Origin of the sequence: Spirillospora sp. CA-142024, assembly GCF_050942325.1 — a bacterium.
Lineage (GTDB): Bacteria > Actinomycetota > Actinomycetes > Streptosporangiales > Streptosporangiaceae > Spirillospora.
Map to the genome: position 1 here is coordinate 4,543,824 of NZ_CP192077.1, position 23,612 is coordinate 4,567,435.

Genomic DNA, 23,612 nt, shown 5'->3' on the forward strand with positions numbered 1-23,612 from the left:
GCGGGCCGGTGCCACTGCCGATGCCGAAGTTCTCCGCCGCGGCGCGGTCCGCGCTGTCCGACACCCGGCTGCGCCGCAACCTGCGCGGTGCGACGGCCGCGATGAGGGAGCGGCAGGCCGCCGCCGCGGGCGAGCCGGCCGACTGGGAGGACCTGCGCGAAACCGGGCGCGCCGTCAGGGACTCGGCCCTCCTCGACCTGGACGCCCACCTGGAGGAGCTGGAACGGGCCGTCACCGAGGCGGGCGGGACCGTCCACTGGGCGGCGGACGCGGCGGAGGCGCGCCGCGTCGTCACCGGCCTGGTGCGGGGCACCGGTGCGAAGGACGTCGTTAAGGGCGCGTCCGCGACGGTCCGGGAGACCGGCCTGGACGACGCGCTCGCCCGGGCGGGCGTCACCGTCCGCGAGGCCGGCGTCGGCGAGATGATCGTCCAGCTCGGCGAGGACGCCCCGTCCCACCTGCTGGCGCCGGCCGCGCACCGCGACCGCGCGGAGATCGGGGAGCTGTTCCGGCGCGCGGTCCCGGCGGCCGGCCCGGAGCCGGCCGCCGACCCCGAGGCGCTGTCCGCCGCCGCCCGGGCCCACCTGCGCGAGCGGTTCCTGCGGGCCCGGGTCGCGATCACCGGCGCGGACTTCCTGGTGGCCGAGTCCGGCACGGTCGTCCTGCTGGAGCCGGAGGGCGCCGGGCGCATGTGCCTCACGCTCCCCGAGACGCTGATCACCGTCGCCGGTATCGACAAGGTCGTCCCGGAGTGGGATGACATGGAGGTGTTCCTTCAGCTCCTGCCGCGCTCCTCGACCGGTGACCGGATGACCCCCTACGTCTCGTCCTGGACGGGCGTGACGCCGGGCGACGGGCCACGCGAGTTCCACCTCGTCCTGCTCGACAACGGCCGCACCAGGGCGCTCGCCGACGAGGCCGGCCGCGCCGCCCTGCGCTGCATCCGCTGCTCGGCCTGCCTGAACGTCTGCCCCGTCTACGAGCGGACGGGCGGCGGTCCGTACGGGCCGGTGTATCCGGGGCCGGTCGGCGCGATGCTCACCCCGCTGATGCGCGGTGTGGAGAGCGCCGCCGACGCCTCGCTGCCGTACGCGTCCACGCTCTGCGGCGCCTGTGCCGACGTCTGCCCGGTGAAGATCGACATTCCGGACGTGCTGGTCCACCTGCGCGGAGCGGTGGTCGAGTCGCGCCGGCGGCGTCCCGTCCCGACGCCCGAGATGGTGCTGATGCGCGGCCTCGCCTGGACGATGGGCGACCCGCGCCGGCACGAGACCGCGATGCGCCGCGGCACCCGCTGGGCGCGGCTGCTGTCGCGCGGCGGCCGGATCCGCCGGCTTCCCGGCCTGCTCGGCAAGTGGACGGAGGCCCGCGACGTTCCCGTGCCGCCCTCGGAGAGCTTCCGCGCCTGGTGGAAGAGAACGCGGGCATGAGCTCGCGCGACGAGGTGCTGCGGCGGGTACGGGAGGCGCTGGGCGGCAGCCGCGGGACGCGTCCGCCGGTCCCGCGCGGCTATGCCCGCCGTCTGACCGAGGCGGAGGCCGAGACCAGGGCCGACGTCCTCGCCCTGTTCACCGAGCGGGTCGCCGACAACCGCGCGGCCGTGCGGCACGTCGGCGCGGACGAGGCGGGCACCGCCGTGGCGGCCGCGCTGTGGGGCCGCGAGGCCAAGCAGATCGTCGTCCCGGCGGACCTGCCGTTCGGCTGGCTCGCGGAGCTGGACGGCGTCCGTGCGCTGGCCGACACCCCGCCGGTCGACCTGGACACTCTCGCCGCGGTCGACGGCGTGGTGACCGGCTGCGCGGTGGCCGTCGCGCAGACGGGCACGGTCGTCCTGGACGGCGGCCGGGCGCAGGGGAGGCGGGCGCTCACCCTCGTCCCCGGCTACCACCTGTGCGTCGTCCACGCCGACCAGATCGTCGGGACGGTCCCGGAGGCGATCGGGCGGCTCGATCCGGCGCGCCCGCTCACCTGGATCAGCGGCCCTTCCGCGACCTACGGGATCGAGATGGTCCGGGTGGAGGGCGCCCACGGCCCGCACCACCTGGAAGTCCTCGTCGTGGAGGACTAGCGCACTCCGGCGAGGACGACGTCGAGCCCGGCGGTGAAGCGGGCGTCCCAGTCGACGGTGCGGTCGGCGCCGTCCTCGGCGGTGCCGCGGACCTCCAGGGCGGCGTGGCCGATCACGTAGCCGAGCAGCGTGTGCGCGGCGACCGCCGCCGTGTCCTCGGCGACGCCCCCGAGGCGCAGGACCTCCCGCAGGGACGCGACCGTAGTGGTGAGCGCGGCGGGGTTGCGGCGCGTGACGACCAGCGGGAGGACGCCCGCGTGCGTCAGCAGCCGCCCCCGGTAGCCGCCGGCCCACGCGCGCAGCGCGTCCTGCCAGCGTCCCCCGCCGGACGCGTCGGCGGACGCGTCGGCCGGGGCGGAGGCGACGTGCGCGACGAGACCGTCCAGGAGCTGTTCCTTGCCGCGGGGGAGGTGGTGGTAGATCGCCATCGCCTCGACCTCCAGCGCGTCGCCGAGGCGGCGCATCGTGAGGCGGCCGAGTCCCTGGCCGTCCACGATCTGCAGGGCGGCCTCGATGATCCGCTCGATGGACAGCGGGGCGCGGTGCTGGGCGTTGATGCTGGGCTGCCGGACCATGCGATGACCTTACTGCGTAAAGGGCCGAAGCCGGGTGTCCGGCGTCACGACACGCCGGGACCACGCGTACGCTTACCTCGATCGGACACTGCACGACCGCACACTGCACGACCGTCGAGGGAGTACCGCCATGCCGCTGGGCCGCCGGGTGAGCAAGGACGTCGCGGAGCCGTACGAGGCCGACCAGCGGCTGGCCGCCGAGTACGAGGACCGGCTGGCGGCGGCGGGCGAGGCGGAGCGGGCGCTGCGGGCCGCGCAGGCCGCGGGCGTGTCCGGCCCGGAGTTGAGTGGGCTCACCGTCGCGTTCGACAAGGCGCTGACGGCCGTGCTCGCCGCCGCCGAGGCGTCCGAGCGGGTCGCGATGGGCCCGAAGGTGTACTCGGTGGAGACGCAGGACGCCGCGGCGCGCCGGGCCGCCGAGATCGCCTACCGCAAGGCCAAGGCCCGCCCGGCGGTCCGCCCGTGGACCGACGAGGTCGACCGGCTGCGCACCGCGCGGGAGGCGCACCGGCTCAGCTTCCGGACGCAGCCGACCGTGCGCGTCTGAGCCGTCGCGGACATGTGACGACACAGCGTCACCGGGTGGCACCGGCCACCGAACTTTGACAGTCTGCCCTCTCGGGGAACGCCGGGGGGTGCCCCGCGCCGCACGTCGTACCAGCGTGCCGGGCGCGCGGACACGTCCCGGCGGAGAGGGCACACGGTGCTCTGGACGTTGGGGGAAGTCACGTGGAGCGCACGCCGCCGGACCGGTGCCGCGTACTCGAGTCCTATCAGGACGGGGTGAAGGCGATCCGCGCGCTGGCGGACACCGTCGGGGACTGGGACGTGCCGACGCCCTGCGCCGACTGGCAGCTGATCGATCTGGCCGGCCATCTGCGGTGCGTGGCGGAGAACTTCCTGGAGTACCTGCAGGACGCGCCCGACAGCCGGCTGGCCAAGCTGTTCGCGCAGGAGGCGGCGACGGCGGTGCTGATCCGGCAGCAGGCCCGGCAGAACGCGACGGAGCTCGCGGTGCTGCCGGCGGAGCCCGGGCCCGAGCGGATCATGGCGTTCGGGGTGTCGGCGGGGGCGTACGCCGACCTGATGCCCGACATGTGGGACCGTACCCACCTCATCTACCGCGGCACCAAGTACACGGTCGGCGACCACGCGGGCGCGGCCTGCGTGGAGTGGCATCTGCACGCCTGGGACATGGCCCGCGCGGTCGGGGCCGACTACCGGCCGCGGGACCCCGATCTGCTGGTGTCGGCGTGGCACTGGGGCGTCCCGCATCTGCCGCTGGAGCCGGGGGACGCGTGGGAGGCGGTGCTGCGCTCGTCGGGCCGGTCGCCGCGCTGGCCGGACCCCGGTGCGGGGTCCGGCCGGCGGCGGGGCGGTCGGCGCGGGGTCAGACGCCCGCCAGCTTCCTCGGGTGGGTCCGCAGGTAGACCAGCCAGGTGAGGGCGAAGCAGAGCGCGTAGTAGGTGATGAACGCGATGTAGGCGCCGTCGCCGGTCTTGTAGCTCAGGAACGACTGCCGGAACGCGATGTTGACCAGTACGCCGCCGAAGGCGCCGATGGCGCCCGCGACGCCGATGAGCGCACCGGCGAGGCGGCGGGCCTCGTGCTCGGCGGCCACCGGGTCGCCGCCGTTGGCGACGCCGAGCTCCGCCTTCGCCCGGAAGATCGCCGGGATCATCTTGTAGGTGGAGCCGTTGCCGAGGCCGCTGAACACGAACAGCAGGATGAACCCGGTGAGGAACAGCGCGAGCGACTTGTTGAGCGAGGCGGTCAGCACCAGCGCGGCCGCCGCCGCCATCGCGACGAAGTTCCAGAACGTCACCTTGGCGCCGCCGGCCTTGTCCGCGAGCCAGCCGCCGACCGGGCGGATCAGGGACCCGAGCAGCGGGCCGAGGAAGGTGAGATAGGCGGCCTTGATCGGGGTGTCGAAGTCGGCCTTGAACTGCACCTGCAGCACCTGGCCGAATGCGAAGCCGAACCCGATGAAGGAGCCGAACGTCCCGATGTACAGCGCGGACATGATCCAGGTGTGGGCGTCCTTGCAGACGTCGCGCATGGCGCGCTTGTCGTTGCGCGCCTGGGACAGGTTGTCCATCCCCAGCGCGGAGCCGAGCGCGGCCAGGACGATGAACGGGATGTACACGCCGGCGACCAGGCCCGGGTGCCCCTTGCCCGCGGTGGCGAGGACCAGCAGCCCGACGAGCTGGACGACGGCGACGCCGAGGTTGCCGCCGCCGGCGTTGATCCCGAGCGCCCACCCCTTGAGGCGCTGCGGGTAGAACGCGTTGATGTTGGCCATCGAGGACGCGAAGTTGCCGCCGCCGACGCCCGCGACGGCCGCGAGGAGCAGCAGCGTGGTGAACGATACGCCGGGCTTGATGAGGAACGCGGCGAGGACGGCGGGGATGAGCAGCAGCGACGCGCTGAGGATCGTCCAGTTGCGGCCGCCGAAGCGGGCGACGGCGAAGGTGTAGGGGATCCGCAGCCCCGACCCGATCAGCGCGGGGACGGCCGTGAGGGTGAACTTGCCGGCCGGGTCGATGCCGTAGGCGGGGCCGAGGAACAGGACGAGCACGGACCACAGCGTCCACACCGAGAACCCGATGTGCTCGGAGAAGATCGAGAAGACGAGGTTGCGGCGGGCGATCCTGGATCCGCCGGCCGTCCAGAACGCGGGGTCCTCGGGGCGCCAGTCGTCGATCCACCGGCCCTTCAGCGGATGGGGGCGCTCGCGGCGCGCGGCTTGCGTGGTGACGGTCATCAGGCGGTCTCCTTGGTCGCTCGGACGGTCACGACCGTAGGAAGCCGGCGTTTCGCGGACGTGTGTCCGGTCATACAGCGGTGATAACTCCGCTGCACAGCGTGTCCCCGCCCGCTGTGAGGTGCGGGTTGACCGGGGCCGGCCCGGGTAGGCAGAGATCGCGAGGCGGCGGGGGAACGGAGACGGGACAGATGGCGACCTGCGAGGTCTGCGGCAACGACTACGCGATGGCGTTCGAGGTGCACGCCCAGGGCGAGGTGCACACGTTCGACTCGTTCGAGTGCGCGGTCACGAAGATGGCGCCGATCTGCGAGCACTGCCAGTGCCGCATCATGGGGCACGGGGTGGACGTGGCCGGGCACTTCTACTGCTGCGCCCACTGCGCGCACGCCGCCCAGCCCGAGCTCGCCCGCTCGATCCAGGACGCGGTGCCGGTGTAGGGCCGGGCGCGGAGCGGGGTTCAGGTGCGGGAGAGGCCGAACGGCTGTTCCCGGCCGTCCTCAAGGTAGACGGCGCGCCCGGCGGCCATGGCCCGCAGGCTGGGCTCCATCCGGCGCGACACGTGCGGCGGCGCCAGCTCGGGGACCTTCTCCGGGGCCACGAGGACGTGGTCGGAGAGCTCCTCGGGCGGCAGCCGGATCGCGGCGATCTCCGCGCCGGTGATCGTGCCGCCGAACACGAACACGTTGACGGCGTCCACGCCGTCGGCGCGGGGGGACCCCCAGTCGACGCAGGCCAGCCCGTCCAGCCGGGGGACGAGGCCGAGCTCCTCCTCGCACTCGCGCACGCATGCCGACAGGGGGGACTCGTCGGCCTCGATGACCCCGCCGGGCAGGAACCAGCCCTCGCTGTAGGTGGGCTTGACCAGCAGGACCCGCCCGAGATCGTCCAGCAGCAGGGCCGCCGCGGCGCCGCGGGCGCGCGGCAGGGAGGCGTAGTAAGCAAGGTCGGGCATGTACCGAGGTTAGGCGCGATCACCGCGCGGCGGTCCCGGGCGTACCGGGGCGTCGGCCGCATTCGCCGCGAGATCGCCGGACCGCCGCGAATCCGTTCGGTAACCGGGCGATCGGCGACGAATAGGCCATGACAGGGATCGACAACGCTTGACCCGCGTTCGTCAAGGCGGATCGCGCCGCCCTCGGGCCGGCGCCGCGGCCCCGCCGTGCCGGGCTCCTGACCTCGGCGGACGCGGGGCGTGAAAGGCATTTAACGCTGGAGTCACATGCGGGACTCGCGCGCGAAACGGCGCCCGCCGAGTCTCGGCGCATGGTCGGGACTCCTACGCACTGTCCGTACTGCGCCCTGCAGTGCGGCATGACCCTGCACGACGAGCGGGACCGGGACACTCTGCGGGTGACGCCGCGCGACGATGTTCCGGCCAATCGCGGCGGGCTGTGCCAGAAGGGCTGGACGGCGGCGGAGCTGCTCACCGTCCCGGACCGGCTGACCGCGCCGATGATGCGCCGCGGCCGGGACGCGCCGCTGGAGCCCTGCACATGGGACGAGGCGCTCGGCAGGATCACCGCCGAGATCGGGCGGCTGCGGGCGCTGCACGGGCCGGACGCCGTCGCGGTGTTCGGCGGCGGCGGGCTGACGAACGAGAAGGCGTACCAGCTCGGCAAGTTCGCCCGGATCGCACTCGGCACGTCCCAGATCGACTACAACGGGCGGTTCTGCATGTCGTCGGCCGCGGCGGCGTCCGGCCGGGCGTTCGGCATGGACCGCGGCCTGCCCGGTCCCGTCACGGATCTGGCGGCGTCCGGCGCGGTCCTGCTCGCGGGCGGGAACGTGGCCGAGACGATGCCGCCGTTCATGCGGCACCTGACCGAGATGAGGGACGGCGGCGGCGCCCTCGTCGTCGTCGATCCGCGCCGCACCGCGACCGCCCGCCAGGCCGACCTGCACCTGCAGCCGACCCCCGGCACCGACATCGCGCTCGCCAACGGGATGCTGCATCTGGCGCTCGCCGAGGGGCTGGCGGACGAGGAGTACATCGCGGCCCGCACCAGCGGGTTCGACGCCGTCCGGACCGTCGTGAACGCGTACTGGCCGGAGCGGGCCGAGCGCATCACCGGGGTGCCGGTGCCGCTGATGCGGGAGGCCGTCCGGCTGCTGGCCCGCGCCGCCCGCGCGCATGTCCTGACCGCTCGGGGTTCCGAGCAGCACGCCCGCGGCACCGACACGGTGAGCGCGTTCATCAATCTCGCCCTCGCGCTGGGGCTGCCGGGCCGGGAGGGCTCCGGCTACGGGTGCCTCACCGGGCAGGGGAACGGGCAGGGCGGGCGCGAGCACGGGCAGAAGGCCGATCAGCTTCCCGGCTACCGCAGGATCGACGACCCGGCGGCCCGCGCGCACGTCGCGGAGGTCTGGGGTGTCGACCCGGCCGTCCTGCCGGGGCCGGGCCGGTCGGCGTACGAGCTGCTGTCGGCGCTGGGAACCGAGGAGGGCCCGAAGGCGCTGCTGCTGTTCGGTTCCAATCCGGTGGTGTCGGCGCCGCGGGCCGCGGAGGTGGAGGAGCGGCTCGGCGCGCTGGACCTGCTGGTGGTGGCCGACTTCGTCCCGTCGGAGACCGCGCGGCGCGCCGACGTCGTCCTGCCCACCGCGCAGTGGGCCGAGGAGTCGGGGACGATGACGAACCTTGAGGGCCGGGTGCTGCGCCGCCGCCGGGCCGTCCGCCCGCCGGACGGGGTCCGCACCGACCTTGAGATCCTGAGCGCGCTCGCCGGGCGGCTCGATGCGCCGGGGGAGTGGAGCACCCACCCGGCGGCGGTGTTCGGGGAACTGCGCCGCGCCAGCGCGGGCGGCGTCGCCGACTACTCCGGCATCTCCTACGAGCGGATCGAGGCGGAGGGCGGGGTGTTCTGGCCCTGCCCGTCGCCCGACCACCCGGGCACGCCCCGGCCCTATCTGGACCGTTTCCCCACCCCGGACGGCCGGGCCCGGTTCGTCCCGGTCGAGCATCACGGTGCCGCCGAGGACATCGACGCCGACTATCCCGTGTACCTGACCACCGGGCGGGTCCTCGCCCAGTACCAGTCGGGCGCGCAGACCCGGCGGGTCCGGCCGCTGGCCGAGGCGGCGCCGGGGCCGTTCGTCGAGCTGCATCCCGACCTCGCCGAGCGCCTCGGCATCGAGAACGGCGCCGACGTGCGGGTGGAGAGCCGCCGGGGCGTGGCGACCGTCAGGGCGCGGCTCACCGACGCCATCCGTCCCGACACCGTCTTCATCCCGTTCCACTGGGAGGGGGACGGCCGCGCGAACCTGCTCACGAACCCCGCACTCGACCCGGTGTCGCGGATGCCGGAGTTCAAGGTCTGCGCCGTCCGGCTGACTCCCGCCGTGCCCCCGGCGGAGCCTCCCGCGCCTGCCGAGGGCCACCGGCGCCCGGCAGTGAGCCGCTTTTAACACGCCGGTGACAAAGGGGACCCAACCGTGAAACCGCCCCTGCCGAGTATCGGACCATTGACAGTTCCCGCCAGGAGGTTGCCGCGCGATGACCACTTCACCCGATGCGACGATCGTCAGGGAGCGGGCGGGCCGGCCCGCGGCCCGCTGGTTCGACATCTGCTCCTACTCCGCGCTGACCCCCGAGCGGGGCGCCTGCGCGATGGTGGACGGGACGCAGGTCGCGATCTTCCGGGTCTTCGACGGCACGCTGTACGCGCTGTCGAACCTCGACCCGTTCAGTGGCGCGTACGTGCTGTCGCGGGGGATCCTCGGCACCCGGGACGGGACGCCGACCGTCGCGTCCCCCATGTACAAGCAGGTGTTCGACCTGCGCACCGGGGTGTGCCTGGACGACCCCCGGGTGGCGGTGCCGGCCTTCTCCGTCCGCCGTTCCGGGGACCGGGTGGAGGTGGCGCTCACCGATGAGCACCGGCAGTGAGCCGCTGGCCGGGTTCGCCGTCGGCGTGACCGCGGCCCGCCGCCAGGAGGAGCTCGCGACGCTGCTGGAACGGCGCGGCGCCAGGGTCGTGCTCGCCCCCGCCATCCGCCTTGTCCCCCTCGCCGACGACGCCGAGTTGATGGAGGCGACCCTCGCGTGCGTCAGCGGTCCGCTGGACCATGTCGTCGTCACGACCGGGATCGGGTTCCGGGCGTGGCTGGAGGCGGCCGACGGGCACGGGATGCGGGACGCCCTCATCGCCCGGCTGGCCGAGACCGACATCGTGGCGCGCGGGCCGAAGGCGCGCGGCGCGATCCGGTCGGCGGGGCTGCAGGAGCGCTGGTCGCCGGAGTCGGAGGAGTGCGCCGAGGTCATCGCGCACCTGCTGGAGAAGGACCTGGACGGCGCGCGCGTCGCCGTGCAGCTGTACGGGGAGCGGGAGCCGGAGCTGACCGGGGCGCTGCGCGGCGCCGGCGCCGAGGTGATCGAGATCCCGGTGTACCGGTGGTCGCGGACCGAGGACACCACGCCGTTGCGCCGGCTCGTCGGGCAGGCGGTCGCCGGCACGGTCGACGCGATCACGTTCACCAGCGCGCCCGCGGTCGCCGCGACGCTGGCCGTGGCCGCAGAGGACGGGCTGGAGGAGGCCCTGCTGGAGGCGATGCGCAGCCACGTGGTGGCGGCGTGCGTCGGCCCCGTCACCGCGCAGGCGCTCACCGGTCACGGCGTCCCGACCGTCCAGCCGGAGCGGGCCCGGCTCGGCGCGCTCGTGCGGGCGCTGGTGTCGGACCTGCCGCGGCGCCGCTCGCGGCAGCTGTCGGTGCGCGGGTTCTCGCTGGAGCTGCGGGGGCACGCCGTCGTCCTGGACGGTCAGCTGCGGCCCATCGCGCCCGCGCCGATGGCGATCCTGCGGGCGCTCGCGCGGCGTCCCGGGCATGTGGTGTCGCGGGCGGAGCTGTGCGGGGTGCTGCCGAGCCGGCTGGTCGGCGCGCCGGCCGTCAAGGACGCCTGGTCGCGGGAGTCGCGGCTGCGGGACGCCAGGCCGCAGGCCGACGAGCACGCGGTCGAGATGGCCGTGGCACGGCTGCGGCGCGGTCTCGGCCGTCCCGGCATCGTCGAGACCGTCGTCAAGCGGGGCTACCGGCTGGCGTGCGATCCGCGGATCGCCGACCGGCTCCCGGCGGGCGCCGGTGGCTGACCGGGGAGCGCCGGCGCCCGCGCTGCTGGCGGTGGCGCACGGCACCCGGGATCCGGCCGGTCCCGCCGCCGTCCGGGAGCTGCTCGCCCGGGCGCGGGCGATGCGGCCGGGGCTGCGGGTCGCCGAGGCGTACGGCGAACTGTCCGAACCTTCCCTGGAGGACGCCGCGGACTCGCTGCGCGGCGGGCCGGTGGTCGTCGTCCCGCTGCTGCTGGCGCGCGGCTACCACGCGCTGATCGACATCCCCGAGCGGGCGGCCCGGCTGCTGCCGGGGGCGGTGACGTCCCGGCCGCTCGGCCCGGACGCCCTGCTGGCCGACGCGCTGGCCGCGCGGCTGGCGGAACAGGACCGGACCCTGCCGCGCCCGGACGGCGTGGTTCTCGGCGCGGCGGGGTCCGCCGACCCGGCGGGCATCGCCGATGTGCGGGCGGCCGCCCGGCTGCTGGCGCGGCGGCTGCGGCGGCCCGTCCCGCACGGATTCGTAGCCGCGGGCGGCCCGGCGCTGGAAGAGGCCGTCGCGGGGCTGCGGAGGGACGGCGCGAGGCGCGTGGCCGTCGCGTCGTACCTGCTGGCGCCCGGCCGCTTCCACGACCGGATGGCGGCATGCGGCGCCGACGTGGTCGCCGCCCCCATCGGGGCGCACGGCGCGGCCGCTCGGCTGGTCCTGCGCCGCTACGACGAGGCGCGGCTGCCGCTCGGGAGCCCCGCGCCGGTCTGCTGACCGGCCCGGTCTGCGGTTGGGGGACGCCCCCCCAGACCCTCCGCAGGAGCCGGGCGGCCCGGTTCCGGCTCCTCGGTGAACCGTTCGTCGTGGTGGGCGAGGACGCGCAGGAGCATGTCCCTGAACAGGAGCCTCTCCTCCGGAGACAGCGGCTCGAACAGGATCTCGTTGAGGCGGAGGCGGGCGTCGAGTCCCTCGCCGAGGCTGAGCCGGCCGTCCTCGGTGGCCTCCAGCGCGTAACGCCGCCGGTCATCGGGGTCGCGGCGGCGCCGGACGTGGCCGGCGTCCTCCAGCGCGTCCACGATGCCGACCAGGTCGCCGGCGTCCATGCGCAGCCGCTCGGCGACCTCGCGCTGCGACAGCGGCCCGTGCCGCGCCACGCACCACAGGACGAGCAACTGCGGCATCCGCGGCTGGCCGGGGAACATCTGCGCCGCGGTGCGCCGGACGAGCCGCACCGTCTCGAACATCAGGTAGGTGGGCGAGTCGTACAGCGGATCGGGCCGGTCCTCCACGTCCTGAACTCCCTCGTGGTTCCTTGGCACGTCCTATTTCTCTTGACGTGAGAGATAGGGTACTCCTACCGTTGGATAGCCCAAAATATGGGTGTTTTCTCCATGCGGAGGGAGGCCCCATGCCGGACGGGGGACCCGCCGTCGAGGTCGACGGCCTGACCAAGAGGTTCGGCGACGTGGAGGCCGTGCGGGGGATCGACTTCACCGTGCGGCCGGGGGAGATCTTCGGTTTCCTCGGCCCGAACGGCGCGGGCAAGTCCACGACCATCAACATGCTCTGCACACTGCTGCGCCCGACCGGGGGCCGGGCGCGCGTCGCGGGCCACGACGTGGCGACCGAACGCGACAGCGTGCGCCGCAACATCGGGCTGGTGTTCCAGGACCCGACGCTCGACGGCTACCTGTCGGGAGAGCAGAACCTGCGGTTCCACGCCGAGCTGTACGGGGTGCCGCGCTCGGTGGCGGGCGACCGCATCCAGCAGGTGCTGGAGATGGTCAACCTGGCGGACCGGCGCGGCGACCTGGTGCAGACCTACTCCGGCGGTATGAAGCGCCGGCTGGAGATCGCGCGGGGTCTGCTGCATTCCCCGCGGGTGCTCTTCCTGGACGAGCCGACCGTCGGCCTCGACCCGCAGACCCGGGCGTCGATCTGGGAGTACATCCGGCGGCTGCAGCGGACCGAAGAGATCACGATCTTCATGACGACGCACTACATGGACGAGGCCGAGTTCTGCGAGCGCATCGCGATCATTGATTCGGGGCGGATCGTGGCGCTGGACACCCCCGAGGCGCTCAAGGCCGGCGTCGGCGAGGACCGGATCCGGATCCAGACCGCCGACGACGAGGCCGCGATCGCCGCGATCAAGGAGCGGTTCGACCTGGAGGCGGTCGTGTCGGAGGGCGCGGTCACCTTCTCGGTGGCCTCGGGTGAGGCGTTCGTGCCGCGGCTGTTCGCCGAGCTGGGCGTCCCGATCCGGTCGGTGAACGTGGCGCGGCCGTCGCTGGACGATGTGTTCATGTCCTTCACCGGCACCACGATCCGCGACGCCGAGGCCTCGGCGAGCGACGGGATGCGCGTCGCGATGCGCGCGATGAGGAGGTGACGATGGCGACCACGGCAGAGACGGCGGCCACCGAGGTCGTCCGGGTGCGGGTGCCCGAGCGCGGCCTGCGGCAGGACCTGCGCGCCGTGAAGATCGTCCTGCACCGGGAGCTGATCCGGTTCTGGCGCGACAAGCTGCGGATGGTGTCCGGGCTCGTCCAGCCCGTGCTGTGGCTGCTGGTCATGGGCACGGGCCTGTCGAACCTGATGGCCAGCGGCGGCGGCCCCGCCGGGACCGTCGACCTGAAGACCTTCATCTTCCCCGGCGTGTGCGCGATGTCGGTGATGTTCACCGCGATGTTCTCCGCCGGGTCGATCGTGTGGGACCGCGAGTTCGGCTTCCTGCGCGAGATGCTCGTCGCACCCGTCAGCCGCAGCGCCATCGTGGTCGGCAAGTGCATCGGCGGCGCGCTGGTGGCGACCGTGCAGGGCGCGGTGATCGTGCTGCTGGCGGGCCTCGCCGGGGTCCCCTACGACCCGCTGCTCCTGCTGGAGATGCTCGGCATGATGTTCATCGGGGCGTTCGCGCTGACCGGGTTCGGCGTCATGATGGCCGCGCGGATCACCAGCATGCAGTCGTTCTTCGGCCTCATGCAGATGGCCATGATGCCGATGATGTTCCTGTCCGGCGCCCTGTACCCGCTGAGCGGGCTCCCGACATGGCTGACCGTCCTGACCCGGTTCAACCCGCTCACCTACGCGGTCGACCCGCTGCGGCACGCGGTGTTCTCCCACCTGGACGTCTCCCCGCAGCTGATGCGGACGTTCGACCCGGGCGTCACCTGGGGCGGCTGGGTGGTGCCGATCTGGCTGGAGATCCTGATCGTCCTCGGCATGGGCGTGGGCCTGATGGGCGTGGCCATCCTGGAGTTCCGCCGCGCCGACTGAGGTTCCCGCCGTCCGGGGCCGCCGGCCCCGGGAGAACGGAAGGGCCCGCCGGACCGAAACGGTCCGGCGGGCCCTTCGCGTGACGGGCGGGCGGGTCAGACGGCGAAGTCGAGCAGCGGGCGCGCGTTGCTCGGGTGCCGCAGCTTCGACAGCGACTCCTTCTCCAGCTGGCGGATCCGCTCCCGGGTCAGCCCGAGGGCCTTGCCGATCTCGTCCAGCGTGCGGGGCGTCCCGTCGTACAGCCCGAACCGCATCGCCATGATCTTGGCCTCGCGCGGGGACAGGATGTCGAGGGTGCGGCGCAGCTGGTCGGCCATGAGCTGGCGGTCCACCAGCTCGGACGCCTCGGGGCTGTCGGTGTCCTCGATGAGGTCGCCGATGCGGGTCTCGCCGTCCTCGCCGATGGTGGAGTCCAGGCTGATCGGCTGGCGGCTGGTGCGCAGCAGCTCGCGGACCTGCTCGGGGCTCTTGTCCAGCTCGGCGGCCAGTTCCTCCGGGGTGGGCTCGCGGCCGAGACGCTGGTGCATGTCGCGCTCGACGCGGCTCAGCTTGCTGAGCATCTCCAGGACGTGGACGGGCAGCCGGATCGTGCGGGCCGAGTCGGCGAAGCCTCGCTGGATCGCCTGCCGGATCCACCACATCGCGTAGGTGGAGAACTTGTAGCCCTTGGAGTAGTCGAACTTCTCCACGGCCCGGATCAGGCCGAGGTTGCCCTCCTGGACGACGTCCAGCAGCGACAGGCCGCGGTCGGAGTACTTCTTGGCGACCGACACCACGAGCCGGAGGTTGGCCTCCAGCATGTGGGCCTTGGCGCGGCGTCCGTCGGCGGCGACCCATTCCAGGTCGGCGCGCAGGGCGGGGGAGAGGTCCTCGCTCTCCAGCTTGTGCTCGGCGTAGAGACCGGCCTCGATGCGCTTGGCGAGGTCGACCTCCTGGTCGGCGGTGAGCAGCTGGCGGCGTCCGATCGCCTTGAGGTAGGTGTGGACGGAGTCGCCCATGCCGGTCGACTGGTCGTCCAGGTCGGTCGCGGTCTCCTCGGCCTCGACCTCGGTGACCTCGAACCCCTCGTCGGCCGGCGCGTCGGCCTTGCCGGTGTTCTTCGGGGACCGGCTCGCGGTCTCGGGGGCGCCCTTCGCCGCGGCCTTGCGGGGGGCGCGCCTCTTGGCGGTGCCCGTGTTGCTCATGGTGCCCGGCGTCCCCTGGGCGGTCTCCCCGGCGGCGTGGTCGGCGGCCGCCGCCATCTTGCGGACGGTGTCGGACTCGCCCGCCAGGCTGATGCCGGCCTCGGACAGCTCGCGCAGGATGGAACGGCCCTGGGCCGGGCTGATGCCGGCGGTCTCGAAGGCCCCCCTCACCTCGTCGAGCGAGAGGCGCCCTTGGGCGCGGCCACGCTTCAGGAGGTCGTTGAGCGCGGGGCCCGCCGACTCCGTGAGCGGGGTCTCGACGGCGCTTCGCGGCATGGGGACACCCCCCTCCCTTCGGTGTGTGAGTGCGGCGCTGATTGTGTTCGCTCTTGGCGCACGCACTTAACGGAACGACGCAGCACCGGGTTCTTGTTCCCGGCGCCGTGGGCCGGCGGCGCTCCGCGGGGGATCGTGGAGGAGCGATCCAGAGGGTCGTGGTGCCCGGAGCTGGGCGTTTCACACCGTCCAGGCCGGTCCGACATGACCTTACTACGTAAAGGCGCGTGGCCGTCGCAGCGTGACGAAGACCACTACGCGTCCGGCTCCTTCGGCCGCAACACCCGACCGTAGCGCGCGATGACCCGTTCCCGCAGCTCAGCGTCGTCGCGGGGGACCGGTTCGAGGAACACCTCGTCGACCTCCTCGTGCGCGTCGCGCAGCTCGCGGGCCATCCGGACGCAGGCGCGCTCGACGTCGCCGGCGGTGAGGGAGTCGCGGAAGTCCAGCCGGGCGCAGACCAGGACCCGGTCGGCGCCGAACGTCACGGTGACGATGTCGACGACCCACTCCACCTCGGGCGCCCGGCCGAGGCGTGCCCGCACGTCGGCGACGAGCCGGGGGTCGGCCTGCGAGCCGATCAGCAGGTTCAGGTTGATGCGGCCGAGGACCAGCGCGACGGCCGTGAGCAGGACGCCGATGAGCAGGGACCCCACCCCGTCCCAGGTCGCCGAGCCGGTCAGCTGGTGCAGGCCGAGCCCGCCGAACGCGATGAGCAGGCCGATGAGGGCCGCGGAGTCCTCCAGCAGCACGCTGATCGCGGTCGGCTCGTCGGTGCGGCGGATGTAGGCGGCCAGCGGCAGGCCCTCCTCCCGCGCCGCGGCCCTGACCTGCCGGAGGGCCTGCTGCCACGAGATCGCCTCCAGTACGAACGCCACGCCGAGCACGGCGTAGCCGACGGCCACGTCGGACTCGGCGGCGCCCCGGTGCCCGGTGAGCGTCTGGATCCCCTGGTAGTAGGAGAACAGCGCGCCCATGCCGAAGATGGCGACGGCGACGAGCAGGGTCCAGATGTAGCGTTCCTTGCCGTGCCCGAGCGGGTGGCGGCGGTCGGCGGGCCGGCCGCTGCGCCGCAGGCCGACCAGCAGCAGCACCTCGTTGAAGGTGTCGGCGACGGAGTGGGCGGCCTCCGCGGCCATGGACGCCGACCCGGTGATCAGCGCCGCGACGATCTTCGCGACGGCGATGCCGAGGTTGGCGGCGAACGCGAGCACGACGGTGAGGGCGCTCTCGTGCTCCGGTCCGTCGCCGTTCTCCCGCGCGCCGCGCTGTGCCGCCATGGTCGTCCTCTCCCCAGCTGATCACCCTGCCATGCGCCGCGGCTTCCCGGGGACGTCGTCAGCCGCGCGGTGACGCGGCGGGGTCCGGTGCGGGGGAGCGCAGCCGGGCCCGGTCGGGTTTGCCGGACGCCAGCAGCGGGATGGCCTCGACCAGCTCCAGCTCGTGCGGCGCCGCGTACGGGGGCATCGTCTCCCGGACGAACGCGCGCAGCTCGGTCAGTTCCGGCCGTCCGGACGCGTCCGGGACGACGACGGCCGTGACCCGCTCGCCCCACTCGGGGTCGGGCCGGCCGACCACGACGACGTCGCGGACCTTCGGGTGGCGCGACAGCACGGTGGCGATCTCGCCCGCGACGACCTTCTCCCCGCCGGTGTTGATCACGTCGTCGAGGCGGCCGCGGACGCGGAGCCGGCCGTCCTCCAGCGCGCCGAGGTCCTGGGTGACGAACCAGTCGCCGTCCCTGACCTCGGCCGTCTGTTCCGGCCGCAGCCGGTAGCCGGTGAACAGCGACGGGCCGGAGAGGCGGATGCGGCCGCCGTCGCCGAGGGCGACGCGCATGCCGTCCAGGGGCGTCCCGTCGTAGACGCAGCCGCCGCAGGTCTCACTCATGCCGTAGGTGGTGAAGACGCGGACGCCGCGTGCGCGCGCCCCGGCGAGCAGGCCGGGGGAGGCGGCGGCTCCGCCGAGGACGATGGCGCCCAGGCGTGCCAGGTCGGCGCCGGTGTCCAGCAGCCGGCGCAGCTGTGTCGGGACGAGGGAGACGTGCGCGCCTTCGGTGGCGGCGAGGGCCGCGGCGTCGAAGCGGGGCGCGATGATGGGCTCGGTGCCGGCGACGAGGGCGCGGACCAGGACCTGGACGCCGGAGATGTGGCTGGTCGGCACGCAGCACAGCCACCGGTCGCGGGAGCCGGCCTCGATGCGCGCGAGCGTCCCGGCGGCGGAGTGGCGCAACGCGGCGCCCGACAGCTCGACGAACTTGGGCGTGCCGGTGGAGCCGGACGTGGCGATCAGCACGGCGGTGCCGGGAGCGGTGGGCCGGCGCCCGCCGCGGGGGCGGAACGGTGCCAGGCCGTCCGGTGTGCGGATCGCGTCCGGGGCCAGGGCGTCCAGCAGTTCGCGGAGCGCGGGTTCCGGCAAGTCGGGCGACAGCGGGCAGATCGCGGGGCCGCCGTCGAGCGCGTCGGCCAGGGCTCGGAAGAGGCGGGGGCCGGGGGGCAGAACGGCGGCGTGCAGCGGGCGATCCATGATCTCATCAGGGTAGACGACCCCGCTGAACGCGTTCAAACACGGGGCGGGTTGAATGGTGCACGAGCGCCGCGGACCCCGGGCGGCGCGGGCGCCCGACGAGAGAGGACGACATGGTCTCGGAGCTGTTCGACGCGGACGCGTGGAAAGAGGTCGAGGGGTTCGGCTTCACCGACATCACCTACCACCGGGCGGTCGACCACGGAACGGTGCGGGTGGCGTTCGACCGCCCGGAGGTGCGCAACGCGTTCCGGCCCCACACGGTCGACGAGCTGTACCGGGCGCTGGACCATGCGCGGATGTCGAGCGACATCGGGTGCGTGCTGCTGACCGGGAACGGGCCCTCGCCCAGGGACGGCGGGTGGGCGTTCTGCTCCGGCGGCGACCAGCGGATCCGCGGCAGGGACGGGTACAAGTACGCCGAGGGCGAGACGTCCGACACGATCGACCCGGCGCGCGCGGGGCGGCTGCACATCCTGGAGGTGCAGCGGCTGATCCGCATGATGGGCAAGGTCGTCATCTGCGTGGTGCCGGGCTGGGCGGCCGGCGGCGGGCACAGCCTGCACGTGGTGTGCGACCTGACGATCGCCGGGCGGGAGCACGCCCGGTTCAAGCAGACGGACGCGGACGTGGCGAGCTTCGACGGCGGGTTCGGGTCGGCGTACCTGGCGCGGCAGGTCGGGCAGAAGTTCGCCCGCGAGATCTTCTTCCTGGGGGACACCTACGACGCCGAGGCCGCGCATCGGATGGGGATGGTCAACGCCGTCGTCCCGCACGCCGAACTGGAGGCGGTGGCGCTGGAGTGGGCGCGGAAGGTGAACGGGAAGAGCCCCACGGCGCAGCGGATGCTGAAGTACGCGTTCAACCTGATCGACGACGGTCTCGTCGGGCAGCAGGTGTTCGCCGGTGAGGCGACGCGGCTCGCCTACGGCACCGACGAGGCCGCCGAGGGACGGGACTCGTTCCTGGAGAAGCGCGATCCCGATTGGTCGCGTTTCCCGTGGTACTACTAAGGGTCCGAGCGCACGGTGTGATCCGGAATGCCGTGATTCGACGGGCAGGTCAGGGGGTCGGCGGGTGCGGGTGTTCTCCATCCCGATGCGGACGCGGTTCCGCGGTGTGACGCGGCGGGAGGGCGCCCTGATCCAGGGCCCCGCCGGCTGGGGGGAGTTCTCGCCGTTCGCCGAGTACGGTCCGGCCGAGTGCGCCCGCTGGCTCGCCGCCGCCCGCGAGGCCGCCTACGGGGCCTGGCCCGCGCCCGTCCGGGACCGGATCCCGGTGAACGTGACGATCCCGGCGGTCGGCCCGGAGCGGGCGTTCGAGATGACCAAGGAGTCCGGCTGCCGCACCGCGAAGGTGAAGGTCGCCGAGCGCGGTCAGGGCGATGCCGACGATCTGGCGCGGGTGGAGGCCGTCCGCGCGGCGATCGGCCCGGAGGGCCGGGTCAGGATCGACGTCAACGGCGGCTGGGACGTCGACCGCGCCGCGCGGATGATCCGCGCGCTGGACCGGTGGGAGCTGGAGTACGCCGAGCAGCCGTGCGCGACGCTGGAGGAGCTCGCGCGGCTGCGGCGGCGCGTGGACGTGCCGATCGCGGCGGACGAGTCGATCCGCCGCGCCGAGGACCCGCTGAAGGTGCGGGCGGCGGGCGCCGCGGACGTGGCGGTGCTGAAGGTGCAGCCGCTCGGCGGGGTCGCCGCGGCGCTGCGGGTGGCGGAGGCGTGCGGGCTGCCGGTGGTGGTGTCGAGCGCGGTGGAGACGTCGGTGGGGCTGGCGGCGGGTCTCGCGCTGGCGGCGGCGCTGCCCGAGCTGCCGTACGCGTGCGGGCTGGCGACGCTGTCGCTGCTGGAGGGCGACGTCGTGCACGATCCGCTGCACCCGGTCGCGGGTGAGATCGAGGTGCGCCGGCCGGTGGTGGACGAGGAGGCGCTGGGCCGCTGGGAGGCGCCCGGCACGCGGTGGCGCCGGCGGGCCCTGGACGCGCAGGCCCATCTGGACGGCCCGGCGGTGATCGGGGAGGCGCCGTGAACCCGGCCACCGCGCTGGCGACCGTCCTGGTCGACGAGCTGCTGCGCTGCGGGATGACCGACGCGGTGCTGGCGCCGGGGTCGCGGTCGGCGCCGCTGGCGCTGGCGCTGCACGCCGCCGAGGAGGCGGACCGGATCCGGCTGCATGTGCGGATCGACGAGCGGTCGGCGTCGTTCCTCGGGCTCGGCATTGCGAAGCGGTCGGGGCGCCCGGTCGCGCTGGTGTGCACGTCGGGGACGGCGGCGGCGAACTTCCACCCGGCGGTGGTGGAGGCGCACGAGTCGGGCGTCCCGCTGATCGTGATCACGGCGGACCGGCCGCCGGAGCTGCGCGACACCGGCGCGAACCAGACGATCGACCAGGTGAAGCTGTACGGGACGGCGGTGCGGTGGAGCACCGAGATCGGCGTCCCGGAGAACCGGCCGGGCATGGTGGCGTACTGGCGGTCGCTGCTGAGCCGCGCGTGGGGGGTGGCACAGGCGCCCGTCCCGGGGCCGGTGCATGTGAACGCCTCGTTCCGCGAGCCGCTGATCCCGGACGGCGACGAGACGTGGTGCGAGCCTCTGGACGGCGACGCGACGGGCGCGTGGACGAAGGTGCGCCCGGCGACGCCGGGCTCGGTGCTGCACGTCCCGCCGACCCGCCGCGGCGTCCTCGTGGTCGGGGACGGCGCGGTGAACGTCAAGCGGTACGTGGCGGCGGCGTCGATGGCGGGCTGGCCCGTCCTCGCCGAGCCGAACGGCAACGCCCGCTACGGTGATCACGCGCTGTCGTCGCATCACTTCCTGCTGGGCGTTCCGGAGTTCGTGGAGCGGCACCGCCCGGAGGTGGTGGTGACGCTCGGCAAGCCCGGGCTGTCGCGTCCGCTGCTGTCGCTGCTGCGCCGTGCGGAGGAGCACATCGTGCTGGCGCCGGATCTGGCGCACTGGCCCGATCCGGTCCGGTCGGCGACGCAGGTGGCGCCGGAGGTGGAGATCCCGGTGGTGTCGGGCGACGACGCGTGGCTGAAGTCGTGGCGGGCCGCCGACCTGGCCGCGGCGGCGGCCGTGGACGGCGTCCTGGACGCGGTGCCCGAGGTGAGCGAGCCGCGGCTGGCCCGCGACCTGGTCGCGGGCCTGCCCGGCGGGTCGCTGCTGTTCACGGCGGCGAGCATGCCGATCCGGGATCTGGACCAGGTGATGCGGCCGCGCCGCGGCATCCGGATCATGGCGAACCGGGGGGCCAGCGGCATCGACGGGCTGGTGTCGACGGCGATGGGCGCGGCGCTGGTGCACAGCGGCCGCTCCTACGCCCTGCTCGGCGACCTGGCGTTCCTGCACGACCAGAACGGGCTGATCGTCGGCCCGTGGGACCGCCGTCCCGACCTGGCGATCGTCGTGGTGAACAACCAGGGCGGCGGGATCTTCTCGCTGCTGCCGCAGGCGGCGCTGCGCGGCCCGTTCGAGCGGGTCTTCGGCACCCCCCACGAGGTGGACCTGGAGGCGGTCGCCGCCGCGCACCACGTCCCGTACCGGCGGCTGGACGCGGCCGCGGACCTGCCGAAGGCGATGGCGGGGGAGGGGCTGCGGATCATCGAGGCCCGCACCGACAGGGAGGCGAACGCGGCCCTGCACGCCGAGCTCCGCAAGGCGGCCCAGGCCGCCGTCCGTGACCTCCTCGCCTGACCCTCTGAGCGGCGCCCGAGCAGCCACTTACTTCACCGTTCAAATTACAATGTAAAGGTTACGGGCGGGTTGCATCCACCGCCCGTAACTACAAATGCCAGTCGGCAAGGCCCGCGCCGAGCCAGAGCGGCGTGACGGCGCCGATGAGCCAGCGGCGGGCAGTCGTCCGCGCGGCGGTGGGGCGGCGGGGTGTCAGCCGAGGAGGCGCTCGCGGAGGGCGTCGGTGTCCTCGGTGGTCCAGCCGTGGCCGGACAGCCAGCCGAGGGGGCCGCCGTGTTCCTCGTCGATGCGGGTGAGGAACTTCTCCATGATGGCGGCGTGGGGCATGTGGGTGTCGGCGGGGCGGGAGTCGAGGTCGGCGGCGTAGGTGTCGCTGTCGCGCAGGCGCCGCAGGACCGCTTCGAGGCGTTCGCCGGTCTTGACGTAGTCGGCGACGATCGCTTCGCGGGTGACGCCGGTGATGTCGAGGGCCAGGGCGCAGACGACGCCGGTGCGGTCCTTGCCTGCGGCGCAGTGCACCAGTGCCGATCCGTCGGTGCGGGTCATGACGCGCAGGGCTGCGACGACGGAGTCGCCGCGGTCGGTGAGGTAGCCGAGGTAGTGGCCGGTGGAACGGTCCTGTTCGGGGCCGTCCGAGGGGCGTTCCTGCCAGGGGAGGGCTTTGGCGACGTCGGCGGCGACGTCGGTGTGGCGGCCGCCTTCGGGGAACAGCGACAGCTGGTGGACGGTCACGGACGGTACGCGGGCGAGGGGGCCGGGTCCTTCGAGGCGTACTTCGGCGTCGCTGCGCAGGTCGATGACGTTCTTGAGGGCGTAGTCATCGAGGAGGATTCGGACGTCGGCGACCGAGAGGTCCTGGAGGTTGTCGGAGCGGAGGACGCGTCCGCGCCGTGTGGTGCGGCCGTCGGCAGTGGGGAGGCCGCCGAGGTCGCGGGCGTTGACGGCACCGTCCAGGTCGATCCACCGAGAGTCGTCGTCCATGACTTGTGACCCTATATGGGGATGGTGGCGGGGGCTTTGCGCAGGGTGCGGGTTCCGCTGGTGATCATCTCGTGGAGGGAGGGGCGCCGGGCGGGACCGGGACCTGCGAGCCAGACCGTGAATGGCTCCCTGGCGGGGTGACTTCCCGGTCTCACGCTCCGTAACTTTCGGGCAGTCGTTCCCGTCGAATGGAGTCTTCATGCCCGTGACCTTGCACGCCCCTTCCCGATCGTCCGGCCGGTCGGCCGGCAGCGACTTCGCGCCGCTGGCGCGCCGGGTCCGCGACGGCGGGCTGCTGGATCGCCGGCGCGGCTACTACGCGCGGGCGATCGGCCTGAATCTGGCCGCGACCGCGGCGGTGTGGGGGGCGGTGGCGTGGGCGGGGGACGGCTGGTGGACGGTTCTGCTGGGGATTCCGCTGGCCGTGCTCACGACGCGGACCGCTTTCCTGGGGCATGACGCGGGGCATCGGCAGATCGCGCGGAGCGCCCGGGGGAACCGGTGGCTGGGGCTGCTGCTGGGGAACCTGCTGCTCGGGATGGGGCATGGCTGGTGGAACGACAAGCACAACCGGCATCACGCCAACCCGAACCATGTCGGGAAGGATCCCGATGTGGGGGAGGGGGTGCTGGCGTGGACGTGTGAGCAGGCGGCGCGGCAGCGGGGTGTGCTGCGGTGGGTGGCGCGGCATCAGGCGGCGCTGTTCTTCCCGCTGCTGACGTTGGAGGGCGTGAACCTCAAGGTGGGGAGCCTGGCTTTCCTGCGGGGGCGTTCACGGCGTGATCAGGTGGTGGAGGGCGGTCTGCTGCTGGTGCACGCCGTGGGGTATCTGGGGTTGGCGTTCGCGCTGCTGTCGCCGGGGAAGGCGCTGGCGTTGATCGCTTTGCAGCATGCGCTGTTCGGGGTGCATCTGGGTGCGGTGTTCGCGCCGAACCACAAGGGGATGGCGATGCCGGAGCCGGGGGAGCGGTGGGGGCATCTGCGGCGGCAGGTGCTGACGTCGCGGAACGTGCGGGGCGGTCTGGTGACGGACTGGCTGATGGGCGGCCTGAACTATCAGATCGAGCATCATCTGTTCCCGGGGATCCCGCGGTGCAGTCTGCGTCGGGTGCAGCCGCTGGTGCGTGAGCATTGCGCGGTGGTCGGGGTGCCGTACACCGAGACGGGGCTGGTGGCGTCTTACCGGGAGGCACTGGGGCACATGCGGGAGATCGGGGAGCCGCTGCGGTAGGGGCG

General features: G+C 73.6%; 23 protein-coding genes. 15 read left to right on the forward strand and 8 right to left on the reverse strand.

Features of this window, described 5'->3' with window-relative positions:
* Window positions 1–20: 20 nt before the first annotated feature.
* Both ACQPZP_RS21830 and ACQPZP_RS21835 read left to right on the forward strand, forming a co-directional pair.
* Window positions 21–1,430 (forward strand): lactate utilization protein B, encoded by a 1,410-nt coding sequence (locus ACQPZP_RS21830; RefSeq protein WP_433479651.1) that lies wholly within the window; start codon window positions 21–23, stop codon window positions 1,428–1,430.
* Window positions 1,427–2,068: a LutC/YkgG family protein gene (locus ACQPZP_RS21835; RefSeq protein ID WP_433479446.1), complete on the forward strand. Its 642-nt coding sequence runs from the start codon at window positions 1,427–1,429 to the stop codon at window positions 2,066–2,068. Before ACQPZP_RS21830 ends, ACQPZP_RS21835 begins: the two co-directional genes overlap by 4 nt.
* Here ACQPZP_RS21835 and ACQPZP_RS21840 read toward each other — a convergent pair.
* Window positions 2,065–2,643 (reverse strand): TetR/AcrR family transcriptional regulator, encoded by a 579-nt coding sequence (locus ACQPZP_RS21840; protein ID WP_433479447.1) that lies wholly within the window; start codon window positions 2,641–2,643, stop codon window positions 2,065–2,067. The genes ACQPZP_RS21835 and ACQPZP_RS21840 overlap by 4 nt on opposite strands.
* Before the next feature lie 130 nt (window positions 2,644–2,773).
* On the opposite strand from ACQPZP_RS21840, the gene ACQPZP_RS21845 reads away from it, so the two are divergent.
* Together ACQPZP_RS21845 and ACQPZP_RS21850 are read left to right on the forward strand one after the other, a co-directional pair.
* Window positions 2,774–3,190 carry a plectin gene (locus ACQPZP_RS21845; RefSeq protein WP_433479448.1) on the forward strand — a complete coding sequence of 139 codons (417 nt, stop codon included), beginning with the start codon at window positions 2,774–2,776 and terminating at the stop codon, window positions 3,188–3,190.
* 236 nt (window positions 3,191–3,426) lie between these two features.
* A complete protein-coding gene (locus ACQPZP_RS21850) occupies window positions 3,427–4,086 on the forward strand; it encodes a maleylpyruvate isomerase N-terminal domain-containing protein (protein ID WP_433479449.1) in 660 nt (219 codons plus the stop codon).
* On the opposite strand, the gene ACQPZP_RS21855 is transcribed toward ACQPZP_RS21850, so the two are convergent.
* Window positions 4,034–5,407, reverse strand: coding sequence for a nitrate/nitrite transporter (locus ACQPZP_RS21855; protein WP_433469710.1), 1,374 nt, complete (start codon window positions 5,405–5,407; stop codon window positions 4,034–4,036). The two genes, ACQPZP_RS21850 and ACQPZP_RS21855, sit on opposite strands and share 53 nt — an antisense overlap.
* Before the next feature lie 191 nt (window positions 5,408–5,598).
* Between ACQPZP_RS21855 and ACQPZP_RS21860 the strand changes: the two genes are divergently transcribed.
* Window positions 5,599–5,847: a hypothetical protein gene (locus ACQPZP_RS21860; protein ID WP_433469711.1), complete on the forward strand. Its 249-nt coding sequence runs from the start codon at window positions 5,599–5,601 to the stop codon at window positions 5,845–5,847.
* A 20-nt stretch (window positions 5,848–5,867) separates the two neighbouring features.
* Here ACQPZP_RS21860 and ACQPZP_RS21865 read toward each other — a convergent pair whose 3' ends face one another.
* Window positions 5,868–6,362, reverse strand: coding sequence for an NUDIX domain-containing protein (locus ACQPZP_RS21865; protein ID WP_433469712.1), 495 nt, complete (start codon window positions 6,360–6,362; stop codon window positions 5,868–5,870).
* Window positions 6,363–6,673: 311 nt separating this feature from the next.
* Between ACQPZP_RS21865 and ACQPZP_RS21870 the strand changes: the two genes are divergently transcribed.
* From ACQPZP_RS21870 to ACQPZP_RS21885, 4 genes are all read left to right on the forward strand, one after another.
* A complete protein-coding gene (locus ACQPZP_RS21870) occupies window positions 6,674–8,812 on the forward strand; it encodes a molybdopterin oxidoreductase family protein (RefSeq protein WP_433479450.1) in 2,139 nt (712 codons plus the stop codon).
* An 88-nt stretch (window positions 8,813–8,900) separates the two neighbouring features.
* Complete coding sequence (gene nirD / locus ACQPZP_RS21875; protein ID WP_433479451.1) at window positions 8,901–9,293, forward strand: nitrite reductase small subunit NirD; 393 nt, start codon at window positions 8,901–8,903, stop codon at window positions 9,291–9,293.
* Window positions 9,277–10,491, forward strand: coding sequence for a uroporphyrinogen-III synthase (locus ACQPZP_RS21880; RefSeq protein ID WP_433479452.1), 1,215 nt, complete (start codon window positions 9,277–9,279; stop codon window positions 10,489–10,491). The genes nirD and ACQPZP_RS21880 overlap by 17 nt, the downstream gene beginning before the upstream one ends.
* Entirely contained in the window at window positions 10,484–11,212 is a 729-nt protein-coding gene (locus tag ACQPZP_RS21885) for a sirohydrochlorin chelatase (RefSeq protein WP_433479453.1), read from the forward strand. Before ACQPZP_RS21880 ends, ACQPZP_RS21885 begins: the two co-directional genes overlap by 8 nt.
* Here ACQPZP_RS21885 and ACQPZP_RS21890 read toward each other — a convergent pair.
* A complete protein-coding gene (locus ACQPZP_RS21890; protein ID WP_433479454.1) occupies window positions 11,164–11,727 on the reverse strand; it encodes a MarR family winged helix-turn-helix transcriptional regulator in 564 nt (187 codons plus the stop codon). The genes ACQPZP_RS21885 and ACQPZP_RS21890 overlap by 49 nt on opposite strands.
* 119 nt (window positions 11,728–11,846) lie before the next feature.
* Here ACQPZP_RS21890 and ACQPZP_RS21895 point away from each other — a divergent pair, with 119 nt between their 5' ends.
* Both ACQPZP_RS21895 and ACQPZP_RS21900 read left to right on the forward strand, forming a co-directional pair.
* Window positions 11,847–12,830, forward strand: a complete 984-nt coding sequence (locus tag ACQPZP_RS21895) for an ABC transporter ATP-binding protein (RefSeq protein ID WP_433479455.1) — start codon at window positions 11,847–11,849, stop codon at window positions 12,828–12,830.
* A 2-nt stretch (window positions 12,831–12,832) separates the two neighbouring features.
* The gene (locus ACQPZP_RS21900) at window positions 12,833–13,717 is read left to right on the forward strand and encodes an ABC transporter permease (protein WP_433479456.1); all 885 of its coding nucleotides are present in this window, start codon (window positions 12,833–12,835) and stop codon (window positions 13,715–13,717) included.
* Between the two features lie 95 nt (window positions 13,718–13,812).
* On the opposite strand, the gene ACQPZP_RS21905 is transcribed toward ACQPZP_RS21900, so the two are convergent.
* From ACQPZP_RS21905 to ACQPZP_RS21915, 3 genes are all read right to left on the reverse strand, one after another.
* Window positions 13,813–15,177 (reverse strand): RNA polymerase sigma factor, encoded by a 1,365-nt coding sequence (locus ACQPZP_RS21905; protein WP_433479457.1) that lies wholly within the window; start codon window positions 15,175–15,177, stop codon window positions 13,813–13,815.
* 254 nt (window positions 15,178–15,431) lie between these two features.
* Window positions 15,432–16,457 carry a cation diffusion facilitator family transporter gene (locus ACQPZP_RS21910; protein ID WP_433479458.1) on the reverse strand — a complete coding sequence of 342 codons (1,026 nt, stop codon included), beginning with the start codon at window positions 16,455–16,457 and terminating at the stop codon, window positions 15,432–15,434.
* Between the two features lie 58 nt (window positions 16,458–16,515).
* Window positions 16,516–17,703, reverse strand: a complete 1,188-nt coding sequence (locus ACQPZP_RS21915) for an AMP-binding protein (protein ID WP_433479459.1) — start codon at window positions 17,701–17,703, stop codon at window positions 16,516–16,518.
* Between the two features lie 113 nt (window positions 17,704–17,816).
* On the opposite strand from ACQPZP_RS21915, the gene ACQPZP_RS21920 reads away from it, so the two are divergent.
* The 3 genes from ACQPZP_RS21920 to menD all read left to right on the forward strand — a co-directional run bounded on the left by ACQPZP_RS21920 (window position 17,817) and on the right by menD (window position 21,395).
* The gene (locus ACQPZP_RS21920; RefSeq protein WP_433479460.1) at window positions 17,817–18,716 is read left to right on the forward strand and encodes a 1,4-dihydroxy-2-naphthoyl-CoA synthase; all 900 of its coding nucleotides are present in this window, start codon (window positions 17,817–17,819) and stop codon (window positions 18,714–18,716) included.
* Window positions 18,717–18,801: 85 nt separating this feature from the next.
* Window positions 18,802–19,731 (forward strand): o-succinylbenzoate synthase, encoded by a 930-nt coding sequence (locus tag ACQPZP_RS21925; RefSeq protein ID WP_433479652.1) that lies wholly within the window; start codon window positions 18,802–18,804, stop codon window positions 19,729–19,731.
* Complete coding sequence (gene menD, locus ACQPZP_RS21930; protein WP_433479461.1) at window positions 19,728–21,395, forward strand: 2-succinyl-5-enolpyruvyl-6-hydroxy-3-cyclohexene-1-carboxylic-acid synthase; 1,668 nt, start codon at window positions 19,728–19,730, stop codon at window positions 21,393–21,395. The genes ACQPZP_RS21925 and menD overlap by 4 nt, the downstream gene beginning before the upstream one ends.
* Window positions 21,396–21,587: 192 nt before the next feature.
* On the opposite strand, the gene ACQPZP_RS21935 is transcribed toward menD, so the two are convergent.
* Window positions 21,588–22,376: a tyrosine-protein phosphatase gene (locus ACQPZP_RS21935; protein WP_433479462.1), complete on the reverse strand. Its 789-nt coding sequence runs from the start codon at window positions 22,374–22,376 to the stop codon at window positions 21,588–21,590.
* 199 nt (window positions 22,377–22,575) lie between these two features.
* On the opposite strand from ACQPZP_RS21935, the gene ACQPZP_RS21940 reads away from it, so the two are divergent.
* Window positions 22,576–23,607 (forward strand): fatty acid desaturase family protein, encoded by a 1,032-nt coding sequence (locus ACQPZP_RS21940; protein ID WP_433479463.1) that lies wholly within the window; start codon window positions 22,576–22,578, stop codon window positions 23,605–23,607.
* The last annotated feature ends 5 nt before the right edge of the window (window positions 23,608–23,612 follow it).